The organism is Deltaproteobacteria bacterium, assembly GCA_005879795.1.
Taxonomy (GTDB): domain Bacteria; phylum Desulfobacterota; class Binatia; order DP-6; family DP-6; genus DP-6.
On record VBKJ01000157.1, the window covers coordinates 1 to 23,068 of the forward strand.

Genomic DNA, 23,068 nt, shown 5'->3' on the forward strand with positions numbered 1-23,068 from the left:
GAGGACGGCAACAAGATGGAGGTGCTGGTCGTCGCGGTGAAGAAGGAGATCATCAACAGCTACACCGAGGCGATCCGCGCGGCCGACCTGGAGCCAGTGCTGGTCGACGTCGACTACTTCGCGCTCGAGAACATGTTTGAGCTCAACTACGACGCGCCCGAGGGGCACCCGGTGGGGCTGGTCAACATCGGGGCCCGCTACTCGTCGATCAACATCCTGAAGCAGGGGCGCTCCACCTTCACCGGCGACGTCCCGGTGGGCGGCGCCGAGTACGGCGAAGCGCTGGTACGGCAGTTCGGGCTCTCGCCCGCCGACGCGGAGCAGGTGAAGATGGGCCGGCCCGCGGGCGGCGTGGACGCCGCGACGGCCGAGCCGATCATCGGCTCGGTGACGGAGTTCATCGTCGAGGAGATCCAACGCGCGCTCAGCTTCTTCTGGACCGCTGCCACCGACGAGCCGCTCGGCGGCATCATCCTCTCGGGCGGTACGGCGCGCATGCCGGGTCTCTCGGCGCAGCTGACGCAGCGCCTCGGGTGCGCAGTCGAGGTGGCGAACCCCTTCCGCCGCCTGCAGGTCGAGCGCAGCGTGGATCGGGGCCTGATCGAAGCGAGCGGCCATGCGCTCGCGGTGACGGTCGGGCTCGCGACCCGCCGTCCGGGGGACAAATGATCCGCATCAACCTCGTTCCCCTCGAGGAGGCCGAGCGCGCGGCCGGCCGCCGCCAGAACCTGGCCCTCGGCACCCTCGTGTTCGGGGTCGCGGTGATGGGTCTGGTCGCCGCGCACCTCTGGCAGGGTCTGCGCAGCTCGTCGGCGCACCGTGAGCTGAGCCGCGTGCAGACGGAGCTCAAGGCCATCGAAGGCCCCTACGCGGAAGCGCTCCGCATCGAGCAGCAGAAGCAGGAGCTGCGCGAGAAGCTGCGCGTGATCGGTCAGCTCGAGGCGAAGAAGGTCGGGCCGGTGCGCATCCTGGCCGACCTGTCGAGCGCCACGCCGGACAAGCTCTGGCTCACCGACTTCTCGGACCAGAACGGGACGCTCAGGCTGACCGGCATCGGCGTGGACGAGCAGACGGTCGCCGACTTCCTGCGCCGGCTGGGCACGCTCCCCTTCTTCCAGAACGTCGATCTCGACGAGACGAGCCAGGTCGATCAGGACGGCGCCAAGCTCAAGAAGTTCGTGATCCGTGGTCAGATCGACTATGGCGCGCCTGCCACCGCCGTGGCCCAGGCCGGTGCCGCCGAGAAGCCCGCGGCCAAACCCACGCCGGGAGGGGCAAGATGATCCTCGACGACCTCCTCGATCGGCCGCCCCAGCAGAAGCTCGCCATCATGGGCGCCATCGTCCTGGTGGTAGTGGTCCTCGACTGGACCTACCTCTACGGTCCGAGCCAGCGCGCGCTCGCCGACCTCCAGGGGGAGCTGTCGCAACGGCGCGCCGAGCTCGACGGCAAGCGCAGCAAGACCGACGCGCGCGCCGCCCTCGAGCGGGAGTTGCGCGACCTGGGCGCGGAGCTCAAGCGGGCGCAGGCACGCCTGCCCGACCAGCGCGAGATCGCCGACCTGCTCTCGAACGTCGCCGCCAGCGGGCGCCAGGCGGGGCTCGACATCACGCTCTTTCGGCAGAAGCCCGAGGTCCCGCACGACTTCTATGCGGAGGTGCCGGTCGAGATGCAGATGCGGGGCACCTATCAGGACGTGGCGCTCTTCCTGGACCGCGTGAAGCGCCTCGACCGCATCGTGAACGTCGCCAACATCCAGCTCACCAAGCCGCGCCTGGAGGGGGAGCGGATGGTGCTCGACGCGGCCTGCACCGCGACCACCTTCCGCTTCCTCGACGAGACCGAGCGGCAGAAGGTCCACGAGGAGAAGAAGAAGAACGACCAGCAGAAGCAGGCGGGGAAGTCGGCATGACCTGGACGGGGTCGGGGCTCGGGCTCGCGGTGGCGGCGGCGCTGGCCGCGGCCACCGCCCGCGCGGAGATCGGGGCGCCACCCGCGGGGGAGGCGCCGGCGGACGTGGAGATGGCCCGTACGACCGAGCCCATGGGGGACATCCCGTACGACCCAGCCGGGCGGCGCGATCCGTTCCGGCCGCCGCGTGTGGGGGCAACCCAGCACACGGGCGAGCAGCGCACCCCGCTCCAGCGCTACGAGGTCGCGCAGCTCCGTCTGGTGGCGGTCATCTACGACACCAGGGACCCGCGTGCGGTCGTCGAGGACGATCAGGGCCTCGGCTACATCATCCACGTCGGCACGCCCATAGGTCCGAACGGGGGCCAGGTGCGCAGCATCGAGCGGGGGCGCGTGCTCATCACGGAGGACGCTGTCGACTACTACGGCGAGCACCGCGAGAACCACGTGACGATGGAGCTGCGGACGGCCGAGAGGGGGAAGTGATGAGGAGGTCGGGTGGTGCGGTTGTCCTGCTCGTGAGCGGCCTCGCGTGCTCGCCGATCAAGACGGCGCCTGCACCGGAGGGTGCCCAGGCAGCGACGACCGGGGCCGAGGCGGCGGGTGCCGAGGCCGCCTGGATCGACGTGACGAATGCCGAGGTGGCGGAGGTGGGCGCGGGCCGACGGCTCACGCTGACGCTCACGCACGCGCCCGAGGCGGTCCGTGACCAGGAGATCGGCTCGCCGCCGCGGCTCGTGCTCGACCTGGTCGGGCCGCGTCCGGCCGAGCCGCGACAGGTGACCACCCTGCCGCTCTCCGACGAGCTGGTCTCGCGGGTGCGCGTCGGCTCCTTCGGCGGGCAGCTGCGCGCGGTCGTGGACCTGTCCCGTGCGCCGGGCACACACGTCGTGCGCCGCGAGGGCGCCAGGGTGATCGTCGACCTGGGCGACGCGAGCGTCATCGCGGCTGCGCCCGCGGCGACGGCCCCGAGCGAGCCGGCCGCGGCGCTGGCCGTCGCCGAGGCGCCCGGGTCGGTCGAGACGCCGGGCGCCCCGGAGGGGCGCGATGCCGCCCCGCTCGCCGTGCGCGACGTCAAGGTCGAGGTGAGGGGCGCGGGCCGGCGCCTCGTCATCGGGCTCACGCGCGCGCCGGACCACGTGCGCGATTTCGTACTCTCGGTGCCGCCGCGGCTGGTCATGGACCTGCACGGCCCGCAGCCCGCCAAGCCGACGGGGCTCACGCGCTTCCCGCTCACCGACGACGTCGTGGCGGGCGTCCGCGTCGCCCGGAACGGTGACGCGCTCCGCGTCGTCGCCGACCTGAACCGCCCGGTGGGCACGCACGCCGTGCATCGGGAGGGCAACCGGCTGGTGGCCGAGCTGGGCGAGACCGGGATGGCCGATCGCGACCCCGCGCACTTGATCCTCGTCGCTGCGGCCGAGAGCGGCCCGGCCGCGGGGACCGAGTTCGACGCGGTCGCTCCGCCCGCCGCCACGCCGCCCGAGCGGGTGGCGGCTGCCGAGGCGGAGCCCAGGGCCGGGGCCGCTCCCAAGGGCGAGACGGCGCCGCCCGCCGCCGAGGCGGAGCCTCCCCCGCCCCCCAAGGCGCCGCCAGCGCCGCCCGCCGCCGAGGCAGAGCCTGCCCCGCCCCCCGAGGCGCCGCCCAAGCGCGCCGCTGCGGTGGAGCCTGCCCCGGCCCCCGAGGCGCCGCCAGCGCCGCCCAAGCGCGCCGCCGCGGTTCCGCACCCGCAGCCGCCGGCGCAGGCCGTGCGTCGCGAGTCGAGCTTCACCGGCCAGCGCATCTCGCTCGACTTCAAGGACGCCGACATCCAGAACGTGCTCCGCGTGCTCGCCGACGTGAGCGGGCTCAACATCATCGCGACCGACGATGTGAAGGGGAAGGTCACGCTGCACCTGACCGACGTCCCCTGGGATCAGGCGCTCGATCTCGTGCTGCGCTCGAACCGGCTCGAGAAGACGCAGGAGGGGAACGTCGTCCGCATCTCGACCGTCTCCCGTCTGAAGGAGGAGCGCGAGGCGCTGCGGGCGGCGCAGGAGGCCGCAACCGAGCTCGAGCCGCTGCGCGTCAGGTACGTCCGCGTCAACTACGCCAAGGCCGACGAGGCGCTCATCGAGAAGGTGAAGGGCGTGCTCACCGACCGCGGCAGCGTCACCTTCGACGATCGCACCAACACCATCATCGTGCGCGACATCCCGCGTGGCATCGACGACGCGCAGACGCTCGTTCACGAGCTCGACGTGCAGAGCCCGCAGGTGCTGATCGAAGCCAACATCGTCGAGGCGACGCGCGACCTGGCGCGCGCGCTCGGCGTGCAGTGGGGCTACAGCTTCCAGGCGGGTCCGCAGACCGGGAACCCGACCGGCCTCAACTTCCCGGGCACGGTCGGCATCGGCGGCGCGGGGCTGAACCAGGGCTCGGCGCCCGTGGGCACGGGCGGCGTCGCGCGCCCGCCGGTCCCCTTCCTGTTCGACTTCCCGGTGAGCAACGGCTTCGGCGGGTTCGGGCCCGGGAGCGGGTCCGCCATCGACCTGGCGCTCGGCTCGCTCGACGGGGTGCACGCGCTCGCGGCCCGCTTGACCGCCCTGGAGCAGCTGGGCAAGGCTAAGGTGATCAGCCGCCCGCGGGTCATCACGCTGAACAATGTCGCGGCGACCATCCAGAGCCTCACGATCCTGCGCGTCAAGCTGCCTTCCACCGGCACGGTCATCAACACCGGTACGGGCGGGGCGGCGGGGAGCGCCAGCACGGCGACGGAGAAGATCAACACCGGCATCACGCTCGTGGTCACCCCGCAGGTGTCCGCGGACGGCTACATCCTGATGAGCATCTACGCCAAGTCGAGCCAGCCCGACTTCACGCAGGGGCGCTCCGTCGACGGCATCCCGAACGAGATCAGCCGTGAGGCGAACTCCAACGTCCTCATCAAGGACGGCGAGACCGTGGTGCTGGGCGGCATCTTCCGCAACACGGCCGACCAGGCCGAGACGGGCCTGCCGTACCTGCGCGGCGTTCCCGTGCTGGGCTGGCTCTTCAAGCGCCTGCAACGCACCTCGCACTTCGAGGAGCTGCTCGTCTTCGTCACGCCGCGGATCGTGGCCGCGGGCACGGCAGCGCTGCCGTCCGCCGAACGGCTGTGGCAGGGGCGTCGGCAAGGCGGATGAGATGCCGCTGCGCTACCTGACCGCCGGGGAGTCGCACGGGCCCGGACTGACCGCCGTCGTCGAGGGGTTCCCGGCGGGGGTGCCGATCGACATCGCGGCCATCAACAGAGATCTGGCCCGCCGCATGCAAGGCTACGGGCGCGGCGGCCGCATGAAGATCGAGCAGGACCAGGTCGAGATCCGCTCCGGCGTACGCTGGGGCGAGTCGCTCGGGTCGCCGATCACGCTCTGGATCGAGAACCGGGACTGGCGCAACTGGGAGAAGAAGATGTCGCCCCGGCCCGAGGACCGGGATCCGAATCTCGCGGTCACGCGGCCGCGGCCCGGCCATGCGGACCTGGCCGGCGCGCTCAAGTACAACCACCGCGACGTGCGCAACGTGCTCGAGCGAGCGAGCGCGCGCGAGACGGCGGCGCGAGTGGCGGTGGGCGGGGTCGCGAAGTGCCTGCTCGCCCCCTTCGGCATCCGGGTCTTCGGATGGGTGGCGGAGATCGGCGGCATCATGGCCCGGCACGGCGCGCTCACGGCCCAGGAGATCTTCGCGCGCGCCGAGGAGTCGCCCGTGCGCATGGCCGACCCGGAGGCCGAGCGGCGGATCATGGCGCGCATCGACGAGTGCAAGGCGGCGGGCGACACGCTGGGGGGCGTGGTGGAGACGGTCGCGATCGGCCTCCCGCCCGGCCTCGGCAGCCACGCGCAGTGGGATCGCAAGCTCGACGGGCGCCTGGCGCAGGCGCTCATGAGCGTGCAGGCGGCCAAGGGGGTCGAGATCGGCCTCGGGTTCGAGACCGCGCGCCGTCCCGGCTCGCAGGTGCACGACGAGATCTACTTCAACGAGGGCACGCGCGGCTTCGAGCGCCGCACCAACAACGCGGGCGGCACCGAGGGCGGCATGTCGAGCGGGGAGCCGGTGGTGGTGCGCACCGCCTTCAAGCCGCTCTCGACCCTCATGAGCCCGCTCCACTCCGTCGACATCGAGACGAAGGACGAGGCCAGGGCCGCCATCGAGCGCTCCGACGTGGTCGCCATCCCCGCCGCGGCGGTGATCGCCGAGGCGGTGGTGGCCTTCGTGATCGCGGACGCCTTCCTCGAGAAGTTCGGCGGCGACTCGCTGGCCGAGATCCGCCGCAACCTGGACGGCTACCTCGAGCACGTGCGGAGCTTCTAGAGGTGCCGCAGGTGATCTTGACCGGCTTCATGGCCACCGGGAAGACCGAGGTCGGCCGCCGCCTGGCGCGGCGCCTCGGGCGCCCCTTCGTCGACATCGACGGGCTGGTCGAGGCCGCCAGCGGGAAGAAGGTGGCGGACCTCTTCGCCAGTGACGGCGAGGCGCGTTTTCGCCAGCTCGAGCGCGCCGCCGTCGCCGAGGCGTGCCTGGTGCCCGAGGCGGTGATCGCCACCGGCGGCGGCACGCTGCTCGATCCGGAAAACCGCCGCCGGCTCGCGGCCTCCGGGCCGATCGTCTGCCTCGCCGCCTCGCCCGAGGAGATCCTGCGCCGCGTGGGCGATCCCGGGAACCGACCGCTCCTGGCCGATGGAAGCGCCGGGGGCGATCGCCTGACGCGCATCCGGGAGCTGCTCGCCGAGCGCGCGCCAGCCTACGCGCTCGCGACGCACGCGATCGACACCTCGGGGCTCGGCGTGGACGAGGTGGTGGAGCGCGTCCGGGCGCTCGTGGCGGGACGGTGAGGCGGCGGTGGCGCGAGGGGCGGAGGTGCGGGTGATCCGCGGGCAGACGGGCGAGGAGGTGCGGGTGGAGCTCGGACAGCGCTCCTACCCGGTGGTGGTCGCCCCCGGCGTGCTGGCGGAGATCGGGGCGCGGCTCGCGGCGGCCGGCTTCGGGGGGCGCTGCGCGCTGGTCACCAGCGAGCGCGTCGGCGCGCTCTACCGCGAGCCGGTGCTCGACTCGCTCCGCGCCGCCGGCTTCGCGCCGGCTGCGGTCGCGATCCCCGACGGCGAGGAGCAGAAGAACCTCGCCTCGCTCGCGGTCCTCTACGATCGCCTGCTCGAGGCGGGGATCGAGCGCCGCTCGCCGCTGGTCGCGCTCGGCGGCGGGGTGGTGACCGACCTGGCCGGCTTCGCGGCCGCGACCCTCCTGCGCGGCCTGCCGACCGTGCTCCTGCCGACCACGCTGCTCGCGCAGATCGACGCGGCCATCGGCGGCAAGACCGGCGTCAACCACGCGCTCGGCAAGAACCTGATCGGCGCCTTCCATCAGCCGCGCCTGGTGCTGGCCGACGTCGACACGCTTGCGACGCTGCCGCGACGCGAGCTGCTCGCCGGGGTGGCCGAGGTCATCAAGACGGCGGCGATCGGCGATGCGGCCCTCTTCGGCGAACTCGAGGAGGGGCTCGAACGCGTGATCGGCCTCGAGCGCGACGCGATCGTCCCGGTGGTCGCCGCCTGCGTGCGCTACAAGGCGCGCGTGGTGGCCGAGGACGAGCAGGAGATCCACGGCAGCCGCTCCGTGCTCAACTTCGGGCACACGGTCGGCCATGCCCTCGAGGCGCTCACGGGCTACCGCGGGCTGCTCCACGGAGAGGCGGTGGCGATCGGCATGGTCGCGGCCGCACGCGTGTCGGTGGCGCTCGGCCGCTGCCAGGCAGAGACCGCCCGGCGTCTGGCCGCGCTGCTCAAGCGGGCGGGGCTTCCGACCGATATGCCGTCGGGCCTCACGCCCGCGGCCCTCGCGCTCGCCATGCGGTCCGACAAGAAGTCGGCCGGGAGGCACATCCGCTACGTGTGCCTCGAGGAGATCGGCCGGACGGCGTTCGTGGAGCTTTCGGGTGAGGAGATCGTGAGCCATCTCTGATGCGTGCGGGCGTCGGGGCTGGAGGGGCGGGGAGGAGAGTCATGCGGATCGTGGAACGAGGGATACTGGTCGCGGCGGCCCTTGCCGCGCTCTTGGCCACGGGCGTCGCCCGGGCCGACAACAACCCGAACGGGTCGGTCTTCCGGGCGGTCGGGTGGTTCAGGGGTATGGAGAGCACGAGCAGCACCATGATCACGTGCGAGATCCCGAAGCTGGACTCGCAGATCGCCGACGGCGTGTACGAGATGGGGCTCTGGAACACCTACGGCGCCCAGACCCTCTTCTTCCCCGACCGCAACAACCCTTTCGCCAATCCCTGCGGGGTCTACATCCAGCTGCAGAACAACCTCATCGACCAGGCGATCCAGATCGACCACATCGCCTTGCACTACAAGATCCGGGGAGCGCGCCGCTTCCGCCAGTTCGTCCCGTCCCGCAACGGATTCCCGATCGCGTGCCGCGGGCTGCGCAATGACCAGCTCTTCATCGGAGCGGTCATCAACCCGATCAACAGCACGATCGACCAATCGGGCAGCGGCGCGCCCAACACGACCTTCGTGCAGCTGTTCCCGTTCGTCACCCCCCAGATGATCAACTGCCTGCGCGGGCAGTACGCGCCGCTCGCGACCGACCTGTACACCTCCCTCTCGCTCGTCATCAGGGCCACTGTCTTTGGGCAAGGCGACGCGGGCGACACGTTCCGGGCGAACCCGATCAGCTACACGCTGAACCTCCGCCACACCTGCGGCAACGGCCGGATCGACGACGGCGAGAATTGCGATCCGAACGCGCCGTCGACCTGCGTCGGGTTCTGCGTGATCCAGCAGGGGCAGACGAGCGGCGCCTGCTCCACCAACAAGGACCACCTCTGCCAGGTGGACAGCGATTGCGTGGGCATCTGCTCCCCGCCCAACAACCCGACCGAGTGCGTCTGCGTCTACCGCTGACGCGTTCGAGCCCCGTTCGTCGGACCAGGCGGCCGGCCTTCGAGTCAGCACCATGGCGAGGCTGATGGCCGGGGTGTGGGACCGGCCGGTCGCGATCGGCATGCGTCCGGGCGGGGCGGGGTTCCGGGCGGCGGGCGTTCTGCTGCTCGCGCTCCCGTTCCTCCCGGTCGCGACCATCTTCGGTCCGTATGCGGACACGCGGGGGCTCTTCGGCCCCGCGGGCTGGGTCCTCGGGAGCACCATCTTCGCGACCGGCGCGTGGCTCGCCGGCATGCTGGCGCCGCCGCGGCTCCTGCGCGCGCTGCGGCGGGGCGGAGGCGCGCTGGCGGTGTGGCTCCGTCCCGCCGCGCTTCCACTCGTTCTCGCGGCGACGGGCACCGTGCTGGTCACGATCGCGGTGGTCGTCTTCCACTGCCGGCCGGTCATGGTCGACGAGATCGCGCAGTTCTTCCAGGCGCGCATCTTCGCTGCGGGTTTGGTCAAGAGCCTACCGCCCGCGCTCCCCGAGTTCTTCACCACGCAGCACCTGATCGTCGACGAGCACGGATGGTACGCGCAGTATCCCCCCGGCCACTCCGCCCTCCTGGCGCTCGGGCTGTGGGCCGGGGCGCCCTGGGCCGTGCCGATCGTCCTCTCGCTCGGGACGATCGCCGTCGCGGTGGCCTTCACCCGCCGGATCTATGACGAGGCGGTGGCGCAGCTCACGGCGGCGCTCTTCCTCCTCTCGCCCTTCTTCCTGTTCATGGGTGCGAGCTTCATGAACCATGCGCCGACGCTCTTCTTCGTGTCGCTCGCCATGCTCGCGTTCGTCCGCTGGGAGGAGACCGGCGGTGGCCGCTGGCCCCTCCTCTGGGGCGCCGCCCTCGGCGCCGGCTTTCTCTGCCGGCCGGTGTGTGCCTTCGCGACCGGCGGGACGATGGCCTGCTTCGCCCTTCCCGAGGTCCTGCGCCGTCGCCGCTGGGCCGATGTCGGGCTCGCTGCGGCCGCCTTCGGGGCGCTCGCCGGCTCGCTCCTCGCCTTCAACTGGGCGACCACGGGCCACCCCTTCCTGCCGGGGTACATCAAGCTCTGGGGAGCGAGCCACGGCCTCGGCTTCCACGAGTCGCCGTGGGGGGAGCGCCACACGCCCTGGACGGGTCTCGGCGATCAGCTCTTGAACCTGAGCATGCTGAACGAGTATCTCTTCGAAACCCCGGTCCCGGGCCTGGCCGCGGTCGGCGCCTTCTTCGCGCTCGGTCTGGGTGAGCGGCGGTGGGACCGCCGCCTGCTGCTCCTCTTCCTGTCGCTGCCCGCCGCCTACTTCTTCTACTGGCACCGCGATTCCTATCTCGGGCCGCGCTTCGTCCACACGGGGCTCGCGTTCCTCCTGCCGCTCACGGCCCGCGCGGTCGTCGGGTTGTACGGGGCCGCGCGGCGGCGGCGATTCCAGTTCGGCGACTTTGGCCGTCCCGTCAGGCTGATCGACGGGCTGACGATCCTGGTGACGGCCTGCCTCCTCTACTCGCTCCTCGTCGGGATGCCGAGTCGTTTCCGGATCTACCAGACCGGCGTCCCGAGCATGAAAGTCGACCTCGTCGCGAAGGCGCGCGCGCAAGGCCTCCGCTCGGGCCTCGTGTTCGTCGCCGTCGCCTGGGGCAACCGGCTGATCAACGGGCTGCGCGCGGCCGGTCTGTCCGCCTCGGCCACCGAGAAGGCGTACCGGCGGGCGGACCACTGCGTGCTCGAGGAGCTCCTGCGCCAGGCGCGTGCGGAAGGATGGTCGGGAGCGCGGCTCGAGGAGCGCGTCCGGCAGGCCGCGTCGCCGACTCCGCTCCCGGCCGTCAACCTGAACGGCGATGCGACGCTCCGGCTCGAGCCGGGGAGCACGCTCACGCCCGCCTGCACGGACGAGATCGCCTACGACCGGGAGGGGTTCACGCTCTTCCTGCCCCACCTGAACGTCAACCGGCCGACGCTCGACGGACCCTGGGTGGTGGCGACGGACCTGCGCGAGCGGAACGCGGTGCTGCGCGCCCGATACCCGGAGCTGCCCGCGTATCTCTACCGGGGCGAGCGGTTCCTCCCGCTCGATTGAGAGCGGGGATGGCCGAGACGAGCACAGGTCCGCCGCGCGCCCGCCTCGCCCTCGTCTTGGTCGCGGTGTTCGCGCTCCTGCCCTACCTGAACGGCCTGCGGACCGACTTTGCGTTCGACGATTTCGACGACGAGGGCGCAGCGCGCGCTCCCCTGGCCCTGACCGCGGCCGCAGCCGGGCCCGATCCGGCGCTGGGTGAGCAGCTCGTCGGGGCGCAACGGAGGCCCGCGGAGAGGGCGGGAGGACGTTGACGCCCGTGGCCGACACGGCCGCCGCCCTCCGCCCAGGGCTGCCGACGGGGTCGAGATGGAGCGTGGCGTGGCTCGCCGCGCTTCTCGCTCTCGCCACCGCTGCCGCCTACTGGCCGGTCCTCCACTGCGGCTACCTCAACCTGGACGACGACCTCTACGTGACCGCCAACCCCGCGGTCCGGGGCGGGCTCACGCTCGCTGGCGTCCACTGGGCGTTCACCGCCACGCACGCCGCCCTCTGGCATCCCCTCACCTGGCTCTCGCACATGCTCGACGTGGAGCTGTGGGGATCGAACCCGGCGGGTCACCACGCGACGAACCTCTTCCTGCATGTGGTCAACACGGTGCTCCTGCTCCTCGTCCTCGTGCGCCTCACCCGCGCGCGGTGGCGAAGCGCGGTGGTGGCGGCGCTCTTCGCCCTCCACCCGCTGCACGTCGAGTCCGTCGCCTGGGTGGCGGAGCGCAAGGACCTGCTGAGCGCGCTCTTCGCCTTCCTCGCCATCGGCGCCTACGGGCGCTACGCCGAGCGACCGGGCCCGGGACGATATGCCGCGGTCGCGCTGGCGCTGGCGCTCGGGCTCATGGCGAAGCCCATGCTCGTCACGCTGCCGTTCGTGCTTCTGCTCCTCGACGTCTGGCCGCTCGGGCGCGGGATGTCGGCGCGCCTCGTCCTGGAAAAGGTTCCGCTGCTCGTCCTGGCCGCGGGCGCGGGCGTCATGGAGCTGATCGCAGCCGGGCGGTCCGGCGCGGTGGGGCACCTCGACCGCTTTCCCGTGGCGGCCCGCCTCGCGAATGCGGCGGTCTCGTACGCCCGTTACCTCGGAAAGACCGTGTGGCCGACCGACCTGGCGGTCTTCTATCCCTACCCCTCGGCGTGGCCGGCGTGGGACCTCGCCGGGGCTGCCTTCCTTCTCCTGACAACGACCGCCTTCGCGCTCCGGCGGCGTTCCTACCTGCTGGTGGGATGGCTCTGGTTCCTGGTCACGCTCGTACCCGTGATCGGCATCGTGCAGGCCGGGAGCCAGGCGATGGCGGACCGATTCGTGTACGTTCCGCTCGTGGGCCCGTTCCTCGTCGTCGCGTGGGGCGCCCACGATCTGCTCCGCCGCTGGCCGATCCGCCCGCCGCTCATCGCTGCCGGGGCCGCCGCGCTCCTGGGGGCGCTCGGCTGCCTCACCTGGAGCCAGGTCCATTACTGGCAGAACTCGGTCGCGCTCTTCACGCACGCGCTCGAGGTGACTAGCGACAACTGGCTCGCCCACAACAACCTGGGCGACGCGCTCGCGCGCCAGGGCAGGCTCGACGAGGCGACCCTGCACTTCTCCGCCTCGGTCGCCCTCGAGCCCTCGAATCCCGACGCGTACTACAACCTGGGTGTGGTCCTCCAGCGGAAGGGCCGCGCCGAGGAGGCGATCGCCCCCTACCGGGCGGCGCTGCTCTTGAAACCCGAGTACCCGAACCTGCACAACAACCTCGGGCTCGCGCTGCTCGCGACCGGCGACGTCGGCGGGGCCGTCGGGGAGCTCGAGCAGGGGGTCCGGCTCCGCCCCGACGCGGTCGCGCACTTCAACCTGGGGCTCGCGCTCGCCCGGGGGGGCCAGGCCGACGAGGCCATTGCCCACTATCGCGAGGCCCTGCGCTCGAAGCCCGACTTCGCGGAGGCCGCGCGCGAGCTCGCCGTCGCCCTCGCCGCGCGGGAGAAGCCGGAAGAGGCGAAGCGGTAGGCGCGGCGCCGCATCTCTCCCCGGAGGAAAAGGCGCCCGCGCCCGGCCCGCGCGCTGGCCGGGGCCGCGCTCGCCGGCGCGTGCGCGCTACGCTATGAGAACCTGGGTACGATGGAGTTCCCGAGGCGGATGACGGCGGTGTACCTGGGGCTGCTCGTGCCGGAGGAGGGCGCATGAGGGGAGGATGGGGTGCCGGCCTGGCGCTCGTCGTGGCGGCCGGGCTGGGAGCGGCCGAGGAGGGCCGGCCGCGCATCGCGCTCGACGAGCCGGTCTTCGACTTCGGCACGGTCGATCGGGGCGCGCGCGTCGATCACACCTTCCGGGTGCCGAACCGGGGCGGCGCCACGCTGCGCATCGACCACGTGAAGAGCTCGTGCGGCTGCACGGTCGCCGTCCTCTCGGAGCGCGAGGTCCCGCCGGGCGGCGAGGCGCGTGTCGCCGTGAGCCTCGACACCGCGCGGCTGGCGGGGCGGACGACCAAGACCGTCAACGTCTACACCAACGACCCCGAGGCACCCGTGGTCGGGCTCTCGCTCGCCGGCCAGGTGGTCGCCGACCTGGTCCTCGCGCCGCAGCCGCTCTACCTCGGGCACATTCGCCGGGGCGAGGCGACCCGGCGGGAGGTGATCGTCACGTCCGGGCGGCCCGGCGAGCGCTATGCGGTCGAGCGGGTCGAGCCCACGAGCCCGCACGTGCACGCCCGGCTCGAGCCGCGCCCCGATGGCCCCGGGCAGCGCCTGCTGGTCGAGATCGACCGCGACATGGCGCTGGGCCACTTCAACGAACAGCTCACGCTCCACACCACGAGCCCGCGCGAGCCGGTGCTGACGCTCCCCGTCTTCGGCAGCGTCGAGGGCGACGTGGTCGTGCTCCCGCCCCAGGTCACCTTCGGCGTCTTGCGCGGCGGCGCCGCCCCCGAGCGCGACCTCTACATCCGCAACCGCGGTGCCCGCCCGCTCACGGTGACCAGCGTCACGGTGCCCGACGACGTCGTGACCTACACCCTGGCCGCCGTGCAGGAGGGGCAGGAGTATCGCCTGACCCTGCGCCTGCGCGACGGCCTCAAGCCCGGCAAGGTGGAGTCCAGGGTGGAGATATTCACCGACCATCCCGACGAGAAGCGCCTGGTCATCCCGCTCTACGCGATCGTGCGCGCGGGGGGGAGGCGGGGATGATGCCGGAACCCAGGGTGCGGCGGGGGGTCGGCGGGGTGCCGCCGGCGCTCCCGGTCCTCGGTCCACGCGCGCCGCGTCGGCCGCGGCGTCCCCCCGCAGGCTGCGGGTGCGCGCGGGCCCTGCGGAGGTCACGGCGGCGGCACCCCGCCGGCCCTTGCGCAACGCTTCGTGGGTCATCTTAGCGCTCCCGCGCGGCTGCGCAGCGCGGATCGGGCGCCGACGGGTTCCATGCAGACGTCGCTCACCGATCTCGTCGGACGAATGGCCGAGCGGCTCGACGCCGAGCCCGCGGGCCGGGTGCGCGTCGGGGGGCTGCGCGGCAGCGCGCCGGCGCTCTGCCTCGCGCGCCTGCTCGAGCGGCGGCCGCGGCCGGTCGTGGTGACGTGCGCGAGCGGGGGTGAGGCGGAGGCCTTCGCCGCCGACCTGCGCTTCTTCCTGGGTGAGCCGCCGGGCGCGGGGCCTCTCGGCCGCCGCGTCCACCACCTGCCGGCGCGCGAGGTGCCGCCCTTCGAGGCTCTCTCCCCCGCGCGCGAGGCCGTCGCCGCCCGCCTGGAGGGCTTCTACCACCTCGTGCACACCCCCGCCCCGATCGTGGTCACGTCGGCCGAGGCATGGATCGAACGCTGCCTGCCTCGTGCCACGTTCGCGGGCGCGGTGACCTACGTGGTGGCCGGCGAGCCGCTCACGCCCGACGGCCTCGCGGCGGGCCTGGTCGAGTGGGGCTACCACCGCGTGCCGCTCGTCCAGGACCCGGGCGACCTCGCCGTGCGGGGCGGCCTGCTCGACGCCTTCCCCGCCGGGTACGAGCGGCCGGTGCGGCTCGAGTTCGCAGGCGACACGGTCGAGAGCATCCGCGCCTTCGACCCGTCCTCGCAGCGCTCGCTCGAGCGTGTGGAGGACGTGCTGCTCCTGCCGATTCGGGAGCTTGGGCTCTCGCGCCTCGGCGCGGCGGCGGCGCGTCTGGTCGACGCGCGCGCCGCCGAGCTCGGCCTCGCCCGTCAGGAGCGGCGCGACCTGGTCGAGGCGGTTCGGAGCCAGCTCGTCCTCCCGGGCACCGAGCAGCTCCTTCCCTATCTCTACGAGGAGCCGGGCACGCTCGCCGACTACCTGCCCGCGGGGACGCTCCTCTGGATGCAGGGGGCGGGTGCGGTCGAGGCGGCGGTCGAGACGGCCTGGGTGCAGATCGAGGCGCATGCGGCCGAGGCCGTCCGCGAAGCGCGCTTTCACCCGCCCCCCGAGCGCCTGTACCTGCCCGCCGCGGCGTGGCGGGCCCTGCTCGGCGGCCGCCCGCGGGTCGAGGTGGAGGGGCTCGAGGTGCTCGACGGCGACGCCCTCCAGGCCACCACCTACGCGACGGAGGGCCTCGCGCTGCGCACGGCGCCGGGCGCCGAGGGGCCGCTCGGGGCGGTCGCGGCGCGGCTCGGCGACTGGCAGCGGGAGGACGTCCGGCCGGTGCTCGTCGCCACCACCGAGTCGCAGCGCGACCGCATGGTGGCGCTCCTCGCCGGACACGGGCTCAGCCTGACGCCGACCCGCGCGGCCTTCCCCCAGGCGCTCTCGGCTCCCGGCCGCGCGGTGCTCGCGCTGGTAGGCGAGCTCACGCGCGGCGTCTGGCTCCCTGCCGACCGCCTCGCGCTCGCGACCGAGGCGGAGATCCTCGGCGAGCGGCGGCAGGTGCGGCGCGGGCCGCGGGCGCGGCCGGCGGACTTCCTCTCCACCCTCGCCGAGCTCAAGCCCAATGACTACGTGGTCCACGTCGACCACGGCATCGGCGTCTACCGCGGGCTCCGCCACATGCAGGTGGCGGACACCGAGGGCGACTACCTCCACCTCGAGTACGCGGGCGGCGACCGCCTCTACCTGCCCGTCGACCGCATCAACCTGGTGCAGCGCTACGTGAGCGCCGACAGCGCCGCGCCGCCGCTCGACAAGCTGGGTGGCACCTCGTGGGAGCGCGTCAAGGCGAAGACGCGCGAGTCGCTCCTCGCCATGGCGCACGAGCTGGTCCGGGTCTACGCCGCGCGCGAGGCGCACGGCCGGGCGCCCTACCGGGAGTCCGACGGTCTCTACGCCGAGTTCGCGGCGCGCTTCGCCTTCGAGGAGACCCCGGACCAGCAGCACGCGATCGACGACGTGCTCGCCGACCTCGGGCGCGAGAAGCCGATGGACCGCCTCATCTGCGGCGACGTCGGCTACGGCAAGACCGAGGTCGCGATGCGCGCTGCCTGGGTCGCCGTGCTCGGCGGCAAGCAGGTCGCCGTGCTGGTGCCGACCACGATCCTCGCCCAGCAGCACCTGGAGACCTTCCGCACCCGCTTCGCGGGCCATCCGGTCGGGGTCGAGATGCTCTCCCGCTTCCACTCCGCGGCCGAGAGCAAGCAGACGCTCGCCGGCCTCGCCGCGGGGCAGGTCGACGTCGTGATCGGCACGCACCGCCTGCTCCAGAAGGACGTCGCGTTCCGCGCCCTCGGGCTCCTCATCGTCGACGAGGAGCACCGCTTCGGGGTGAAGGCGAAGGAACGCATCCGCAGCCTGCGCCCGACCGTGGACGTCCTCACCCTCACCGCCACGCCGATCCCGCGCACGCTCAACATGGCGCTCTCGGGCATCCGCGATCTCTCCGTCATCGAGACGCCGCCCGTCGATCGCCTCGCGATCCGCACCTACGTCACGCGCTATGACGAGGCGGTCATCCGCGACGCCGTCCTGCGCGAGCTCGGGCGCGGGGGCCAGGTCTTCTTCGTGCACAACCGGGTCGAGAACATCGACGCCATGGCCCGGCGGCTGGCGGAGGTCGTGCCCGAGGCGCGCATTGCGGTGGCGCATGGGCAGATGGCCGAGCGCGGGCTCGAGCGCACCATGCTCGACTTCATGCACGGGAAGACGAACCTGCTGGTCAGCTCGGCGATCATCGAGTCCGGGCTCGACATCCCGACCGCCAACACCATGATCGTGAACCGCGCCGACACCTTCGGCCTGGCCCAGCTCTACCAGCTGCGCGGCCGGATCGGCCGCTCGCACCATCGCGCCTACGCCTATCTGTTGATACCGGGCGAGCACCTGATCACGCCCGAGGCACAGAAGCGGCTCCGCGTCCTGCAGGAGCTCGACGACCTGGGCGGAGGCTTCCGCCTCGCGGCCCACGACCTCGAGATCCGGGGCGCCGGGAACCTGCTCGGCAAGCAGCAGTCGGGGCACATCGCGGCGGTCGGCCTCGAGCTCTACACCCACCTGCTCGAGCAGGCGGTGCGCGAGCTGCGCGGCACGCCGGCCGAGACGGAGGTCGAGCCCGAAGTCCAGCTCGGCATCCCGGCCTTCATCCCCGAGACATACATCGCCGACGTGAGCCAGCGCCTGGTGGTCTACAAGCGCCTGGCGGGCATCCGCGGCGTGCGCGACGTGGAGGAGATCGCGGCCGAACTCGCCGATCGCTACGGGCCGACCCCGCCCCAGGCGGACACCCTGCTCCGGCTGATGGAGCTTCGCCGCTGGCTCAAGGACCTGCGCATCGTCCGTGCGCGTCGGCGCGGCGAGGGCGTGGTGCTCGAGTTCGATCCCGGGACGCCGCTCAGCCCCGAGGGCGTGCTCGCCTTCGTGCGCGGCAGCAAGGGACGCGCGCGCATGGCGGGCGGCTCGGTGCTGGAGATCCGGCCCGCGGCGACGGATCATGACGGCATGATCGCCGAGCTGCGCGCACACTTGCAGAGGCTCTCCGCCACATGATACGCCGCCGCGCGATGCCTCGCGGGGTGCGCGTGGCGGCACTCGTCGTCCCGGCTCTGCTGGCGGGCGCGGCGCGCGCGGAGATCGCGAATCGCATCGTCGCCACCATCGACGGCGAGCCGATCACGGCGCACGAGGTGCGGCGCTACGCCAAGGAGCGCAACGCCGAGAGCACGCCCGCCGCGCGGGTGCTGGAGGCCCTCATCACCGACAAGCTCCTCGAGAAGGAGATCAAGGCGCTGGGCATCACCGCCCGCGACGACGAGATCGACCGCTACATCGAGGAGATCGAGCAGCGCAACGGGATGGACCGGGAGCGCTTCAAAGCTGCGCTGGAGGCGCAGGGGCTCACCCTCGAGGCCTACCGCGCGCGCGTCAAGAGCGAGCTCGAGAAGGCGGCGCTCGTCAACCGCGAGATCCGGAGCCACGTGAACGTCTCGCCCGAGGAGGTCCGCCGCTACTACGAGGCTCACCTCGACGACTACGCGACCGTCGAGCGCGTCAAGGTGCGCGACATCTTCCTCGCCATCGAGGACCCGGTCGAAGAGGCCTCGGTGGCGCACGCGCGGGCCAAGGCGATCGAGGTGCGGTCGCTCGCCCAGGAGGGGCAGGACTTCGCGGCGCTCGCCGAGCAGTTCTCGGAGGGCCCCGGGGCCCGCAGGGGCGGCGCGCTCGGCACCTTCGGCCGCGGCGAGATGGAGCACGACCTCGAGCAGGCGGCCTTCGCGCTCGAGGCGGGCAAGGTGAGCGAGCCGGTGCGCGCCGGGGGCGGCTTCCACCTCCTGCGCGTCGACCAGCGCATCGGCGCGGGCCACAAGCCCGTCGACGAGGTGCAGGAGGAGATCCGCGACACGCTGTACAACCAGGCGCTCGAGGAGCGGTTCCAGAACTGGCTCTCGCACGACCTGCGCGAGCGTCACCACGTGGAGGTCCTCGACTGAATCCCGCCATCTTCCGCGAGTACGACATCCGCGGCGTCGCCGAGAAGGACTTCGACGCCGACTTCGCGCGCCGCCTGGGCCAGACCTTCGGCACGCTCGCCGCCGAGGCGGGCCGGCGCGTGGTCTCGGTCGGCCGCGACTGCCGCCTCACCTCCGATCGCTACGCGGCCGCCGTCGTCGCGGGTATCGCGTCGGCCGGCCTCCGCGTGCTCGACATCGGCGTCTGCCCCACACCCCTCATGTACTTCTCGCTCTTCCACTGGGACCTGGACGGCGGCATCCAGGTGACCGGCAGCCACAACCCGCCCGACTACAACGGCTTCAAGATCTGCCTCGGCAAGGACGCCCTGCACGGGGAGCAGATCCAGGACCTGCGCCGGCACCTCGAGGCCGGCAGGTTCGAGACGGGCAAGGGGACGATCGAGAACCGCCCCGTCCTCCCCGTCTACCAGGACGACATCGCCGCGCGGGTAGGACGCCTCGCGCGCGCGATCGACGTCGTGGTCGACGCCGGCAACGGGACGGCGGGCCCGGTCGCGCCGGGCATCTACCGCCGCCTCGGGGCACGCGTGCGCGAGCTGTTCTGCGACCCGGACGGCCGCTTCCCGAACCATCACCCCGATCCGACCGTCGCCGACAACATGCGCGACCTGATCCGCTCCGTCGCCGAGACGGGAGCGGAGCTCGGCATCGCCTTCGACGGCGACGCCGACCGCATCGGCGTCGTGGACGCGAACGGGCGCATCGTCTGGGGCGACGAGCTCCTCGTGGTCTTCGGACGCGACCTGCTCGCGCGCAATCCGGGCGCGGTGATCGTTTCCGAGGTGAAGTGCTCACAGCGCCTCTACGACGACATCGGCAGGCACGGCGGGCGCGCCATCATGTGGAAGGCCGGCCACTCGCTACTCAAGGCCAAGATGCGCGAAACCGGCGCTCTGCTCGGCGGCGAGATGAGCGGGCACATCTTCTTCAAGGAGAAGTACTTCGGCTACGACGACGCCATCTACGCCGGCGCGCGCCTCCTCGACATCGTCGCCCGCACCGGGAAGCGGGTGGACCAGCTCCTCGCCGACCTGCCGCCGTCACACACCACGCCCGAGATCCGCGTCGACTGCCCCGACGACTTGAAGTTCGCGGTGGCCGAGCGCGTGCGGGACCGCTTCCGGGCCGCCGGCCGCGAGATCATCGACGTGGACGGCGTGCGCGTGCGCTTCCCCCACGGCTGGGGCCTCGTGCGCGCGTCGAACACGCAGCCGGTGCTGGTGCTGCGCTTCGAGGCGGATACGCCGGAGCAGCTCGCCGAGTATCGGCGCGTCGTCGAGCGCGAAGTGGCGGAGGCCCGCCGCGCCCTCGGGGCATGATCGACTCGAGCCCCGGCTGCTCCGGCGGGGTCCCCACGGGGCCGGCAGGCCCGGCGGGGTGCCTCATCGTGCGCGGGGCCCGCGCCCACAACTTGAAGAGCATCGACGTCGAGATCCCGCGCGACCGGCTGGTCGTGATCACCGGGCTCTCGGGCTCGGGCAAATCGTCGCTCGCCTTCGACACGCTCTACGCCGAGGGGCAGCGCCGCTACGTGGAGTCCCTCTCCGCCTACGCGCGCCAGTTTCTCGAACAGATGGAGAAGCCCGACTGCGACGCCATCGAGGGCCTCTCGCCCGCGATCGCGATCGAGGCGAAGGGGACGGGCCGGAACCCGCGCTCGACGGTCGGCACGGTGACCGAGATCGCCGACTACCTGCGCCTCCTCTACGCCCGCGTCGGCCACCCGATCTGCTACTCCTGCGGGCGCGAGATCGCGGCGCAGACGGTCGAGCAGGTGGTGGACCGGCTGGCGGCGCTCCCGGCGGACACGCGGCTGTTCGTCTACGCGCCCTTCGTCCGCGACCGCAAGGGCGAGCACCGCCGGGAGCTGGACGAGCTCCGCCGCGGCGGCTTCGTGCGCGTGCGCGTCGACGGCGAGCTGCGCGAGCTCGGCGAGGACATCGCGCTCGCGCGGACGGTGCGGCACACTATCGAGGTGCTCGTCGATCGCCTGGTCGTGCGTCCGGGCGTCGAGACGCGCCTCGCGGACTCGCTCGCGGTCGCCTTCCGGCACGGCGACGGCACGGCGCTCGTCGAATCCGTGGAGCCCGGCACGGAGGCGCCGCGCCCGCTCTTCTTCAGCGAGCGGCACGCCTGCCCGACGTGCGGGGTCTCGTACCCGGAGCTCGCGCCGCGCTTCTTCTCCTTCAACAGCCCGCATGGCGCCTGCCCGGCGTGCGGCGGGCTCGGGGTCGAGCGCCGCTTCGACCCGGCGCTCATCGTGCCGAGGCCGGAGGCGCCGCTCCCGGCTGCGCTCTCCTCCGCCGTGCTGCGCGCCCTGCCGCGGCTCGAGGCGGTGCTCGCGGGCCTCGCGGCGCAGTACCGCTTCCGGCTCGCGACGCCGTTCAGGGATCTGCCGGCGACCGTGCGGGCCGTCCTGCTCGAGGGCTCGGGGGAGCAGGAGGTCGAGTTCGAGCACGGCGGCCGCAACGTCCGCCGGCCGTTCGCGGGGCTCCTGGCGCTCCTCCGGCGCCGCCAGCAGGAGACGCGCTCCGCCTGGCTCAGGGAGGAGCTGGAAGGTCTGGTGAGCGACCGGCGATGCACGGCCTGCGAGGGCACGCGACTCCGTCGCGAGGCGCGCTTCGTGCGCGTCGGGGGGCGGAGCATCGTCGAGGTGTCGGCCCTTCCCATCGGCGACGCGCTCGGCTTCCTCCGCGGCCTCGAGCTCTCGCCCGCCGAGCGCGAGATCGCGCGCCCCGTCGTGAAGGAGATCCTGGCGCGCCTTGGCTTCCTCGTCGACGTCGGGCTCGACTACCTGGCGCTCGACCGCGGCGCGGCGACGCTCTCGGGCGGCGAGGGGCAGCGTATCCGGCTCGCGACGCAGATCGGCTCGAAGCTGGTCGGCGTGCTCTACATCCTGGACGAGCCGTCGATCGGCCTCCACCAGCGCGACAACGCGCGACTCCTCGCCACCCTCCGCCAGCTCCGCGACCTCGGCAACACGGTGGTCGTGGTGGAGCACGACCGCGACACGATCCTCGCCGCCGACCACGTGATCGACATGGGACCGGGCGCCGGCGTGCACGGCGGCCGGGTGGTGTCGGCGGGGCCGCCGGCGGCGATCATGGCGGACCCCGCCTCGCTCACCGGGCGCTATCTGGCCGGCGCCGAGGAGGTGCCGGTGCCGCGCCGGCGCCGGCGCGGCACCGGCTGGACGATCGGCGTGCGCGGCGCGCGCGCCAACAACCTGCGCGGCATCGACGTGGACGTTCCGCTCGGCACGATGACCTGCGTCACGGGCGTGTCGGGCTCGGGGAAGTCGAGCCTGGTGGTGGACACGATCTACCCCGCGCTCGCGAAGCGCCTCGGCGGCGGGCGCCAGGAGCCCGGCGCGCACGCCGAGCTCAGCGGCTGGCAGATGCTCGACAAGGTGATCGAGATCGACCAGGCGCCGATCGGGCGGAGCCCGCGCTCGAACCCCGCTACCTACACCGGCGCCTTCGGCCCCATCCGCGAGCTCTTCGCTCAGCTCCCGGAGGCCCGGACGCGCGGCTACGGGCCCGGTCGCTTCTCCTTCAACGTGAAGGGCGGCCGCTGCGAGGCGTGCGCCGGGGACGGGCTCATCGCCATCGAGATGCACTTCCTCCCCGACGTGTTCGTCACCTGCGAGGTGTGCGGCGGCCGGCGCTACAACCGCGAGACGCTCGAGGTGCGCTTCAAGGGACGGAGCATCGCCGACGTGCTCGATCTGAGCGTGGCCGAGGCGCTCGACTTCCTGGGCTCGGTGCCGGCCGCCCGCCAGCGGCTGGAGGCGCTGCGCGAGGTCGGGCTCGAGTACATCCGGCTCGGCCAGCCCGCGACCACGCTCTCGGGCGGCGAGGCGCAGCGCGTCAAGCTCGCCCGGGAGCTCGCCCGCCGCGCCACCGGCCGCACCCTCTACGTGCTCGACGAGCCGACCACGGGTCTCCACTTCGACGACGTGCGGCGGCTCCTCCAGGTGCTCGGGCGGCTGGTCGACGCGGGCAACACGGTCCTCCTGATCGAACACAACCTGGACGTCGTGAAGAGCGCCGACTACGTGATCGACCTGGGCCCCGAGGGCGGGGCCCAGGGCGGCCGCCTGGTGGCGGCCGGTACCCCGGAGGAGATCGCCGCGAGCCCGGCGTCCCACACAGGGGCCTTCCTGCGCGAGATATTTCGCCCCGACCACACCGTGCCGCCGCGGGCGCTCTCAGAACAGCGTCTCTGAAAGTGGCGCAGACACAGGGGCTGGGTTGACAGGCCAGGAACAGCCAATATAGTGGATTCATCCGGTCCGGATTGTC

Annotated in this window: 17 protein-coding genes; all 17 read left to right on the forward strand. The window is 72.6% G+C overall.

The annotated features are described in order from the left end of the window. Window positions 1–669: type IV pilus assembly protein PilM (pilM, locus tag E6J59_13600; GenBank protein ID TMB18779.1), on the forward strand; the 669-nt coding region annotated here is incomplete at its 5' end. Beyond that, the gene (locus tag E6J59_13605; protein ID TMB18780.1) at window positions 666–1,283 is read left to right on the forward strand and encodes a PilN domain-containing protein; all 618 of its coding nucleotides are present in this window, start codon (window positions 666–668) and stop codon (window positions 1,281–1,283) included. The genes pilM and E6J59_13605, both read left to right, overlap by 4 nt. Next, window positions 1,280–1,912, forward strand: coding sequence for a hypothetical protein (locus E6J59_13610; GenBank protein ID TMB18781.1), 633 nt, complete (start codon window positions 1,280–1,282; stop codon window positions 1,910–1,912). The genes E6J59_13605 and E6J59_13610 overlap by 4 nt, the downstream gene beginning before the upstream one ends. Further along, a complete protein-coding gene (locus E6J59_13615; GenBank protein ID TMB18782.1) occupies window positions 1,909–2,397 on the forward strand; it encodes a pilus assembly protein PilP in 489 nt (162 codons plus the stop codon). The genes E6J59_13610 and E6J59_13615 overlap by 4 nt, the downstream gene beginning before the upstream one ends. Further along, window positions 2,397–5,075, forward strand: a complete 2,679-nt coding sequence (pilQ, locus tag E6J59_13620) for a type IV pilus secretin PilQ (GenBank protein TMB18783.1) — start codon at window positions 2,397–2,399, stop codon at window positions 5,073–5,075. The genes E6J59_13615 and pilQ overlap by 1 nt, the downstream gene beginning before the upstream one ends. Window positions 5,076–5,082: 7 nt before the next feature. Continuing rightward, window positions 5,083–6,243 (forward strand): chorismate synthase, encoded by a 1,161-nt coding sequence (gene aroC / locus E6J59_13625; protein ID TMB18805.1) that lies wholly within the window; start codon window positions 5,083–5,085, stop codon window positions 6,241–6,243. A gap of 2 nt (window positions 6,244–6,245) precedes the next feature. Further along, window positions 6,246–6,764, forward strand: a complete 519-nt coding sequence (locus E6J59_13630; GenBank protein ID TMB18784.1) for a shikimate kinase — start codon at window positions 6,246–6,248, stop codon at window positions 6,762–6,764. Window positions 6,765–6,771: 7 nt separating this feature from the next. Beyond that, window positions 6,772–7,887 carry a 3-dehydroquinate synthase gene (gene aroB / locus E6J59_13635; GenBank protein ID TMB18785.1) on the forward strand — a complete coding sequence of 372 codons (1,116 nt, stop codon included), beginning with the start codon at window positions 6,772–6,774 and terminating at the stop codon, window positions 7,885–7,887. A 41-nt stretch (window positions 7,888–7,928) separates the two neighbouring features. Then, the gene (locus E6J59_13640; GenBank protein TMB18786.1) at window positions 7,929–8,834 is read left to right on the forward strand and encodes a hypothetical protein; all 906 of its coding nucleotides are present in this window, start codon (window positions 7,929–7,931) and stop codon (window positions 8,832–8,834) included. 52 nt (window positions 8,835–8,886) lie between these two features. Further along, a complete protein-coding gene (locus E6J59_13645; GenBank protein TMB18787.1) occupies window positions 8,887–10,908 on the forward strand; it encodes a glycosyltransferase family 39 protein in 2,022 nt (673 codons plus the stop codon). 8 nt (window positions 10,909–10,916) lie between these two features. Then, the gene (locus tag E6J59_13650) at window positions 10,917–11,159 is read left to right on the forward strand and encodes a hypothetical protein (protein ID TMB18788.1); all 243 of its coding nucleotides are present in this window, start codon (window positions 10,917–10,919) and stop codon (window positions 11,157–11,159) included. Window positions 11,160–11,221: 62 nt separating this feature from the next. Next, a complete protein-coding gene (locus tag E6J59_13655) occupies window positions 11,222–12,883 on the forward strand; it encodes a tetratricopeptide repeat protein (protein ID TMB18789.1) in 1,662 nt (553 codons plus the stop codon). A 173-nt stretch (window positions 12,884–13,056) separates the two neighbouring features. Beyond that, entirely contained in the window at window positions 13,057–14,058 is a 1,002-nt protein-coding gene (locus tag E6J59_13660; protein TMB18790.1) for a DUF1573 domain-containing protein, read from the forward strand. 228 nt (window positions 14,059–14,286) lie between these two features. Continuing rightward, window positions 14,287–17,781 carry a transcription-repair coupling factor gene (gene mfd / locus E6J59_13665; protein ID TMB18791.1) on the forward strand — a complete coding sequence of 1,165 codons (3,495 nt, stop codon included), beginning with the start codon at window positions 14,287–14,289 and terminating at the stop codon, window positions 17,779–17,781. After that, complete coding sequence (locus E6J59_13670) at window positions 17,778–18,722, forward strand: hypothetical protein (protein ID TMB18792.1); 945 nt, start codon at window positions 17,778–17,780, stop codon at window positions 18,720–18,722. The genes mfd and E6J59_13670 overlap by 4 nt, the downstream gene beginning before the upstream one ends. Further along, the gene (locus tag E6J59_13675) at window positions 18,719–20,083 is read left to right on the forward strand and encodes a phosphomannomutase/phosphoglucomutase (GenBank protein ID TMB18793.1); all 1,365 of its coding nucleotides are present in this window, start codon (window positions 18,719–18,721) and stop codon (window positions 20,081–20,083) included. Before E6J59_13670 ends, E6J59_13675 begins: the two co-directional genes overlap by 4 nt. Next, window positions 20,080–22,992: an excinuclease ABC subunit UvrA gene (uvrA, locus tag E6J59_13680; protein ID TMB18794.1), complete on the forward strand. Its 2,913-nt coding sequence runs from the start codon at window positions 20,080–20,082 to the stop codon at window positions 22,990–22,992. Before E6J59_13675 ends, uvrA begins: the two co-directional genes overlap by 4 nt. Window positions 22,993–23,068 lie beyond the last annotated feature (76 nt).